The sequence below is a fragment of the Arthrobacter sp. SIMBA_036 genome, from assembly GCF_046535135.1.
Lineage (GTDB): Bacteria > Actinomycetota > Actinomycetes > Actinomycetales > Micrococcaceae > Arthrobacter.
Genome location: NZ_JAWRXG010000400.1, coordinates 1 through 245 on the forward strand (window position 1 = coordinate 1; position 245 = coordinate 245).

The following is a 245-nucleotide window of genomic DNA, read 5'->3' on the forward strand; positions in this document are numbered from 1 at the left end:
TCTTCGAGCAATATTTCGCCCGCAACGAAACCCGCTTCCCGCCCCACGACCTCTGGATCCGCAGCATCGCGCACCGGCCGGATTGTAGCCGCTCGTCGCTCTGGCAGTTCGCCGACGATGGGAGGGTGGCGGGCATCAAGGGCGCGGTCGATCTCAACGCGCTATGCCTGGAGAGCGGATTGGCGCCGTATTTTTCCAAGCCGTCGAGCTGAAACCTCAGCCTTCAGGCGCCGGGTCGATGGCGC

General features: G+C 64.5%; 1 pseudogene. It reads left to right on the top strand.

Going from position 1 to position 245, the window contains the following annotated elements:
* Positions 1 to 212: pseudogene (locus tag SB659_RS20315) on the top strand (hypothetical protein); the annotation flags it as partial.
* Between the last annotated feature and the right edge of the window lie 33 nt (positions 213 to 245).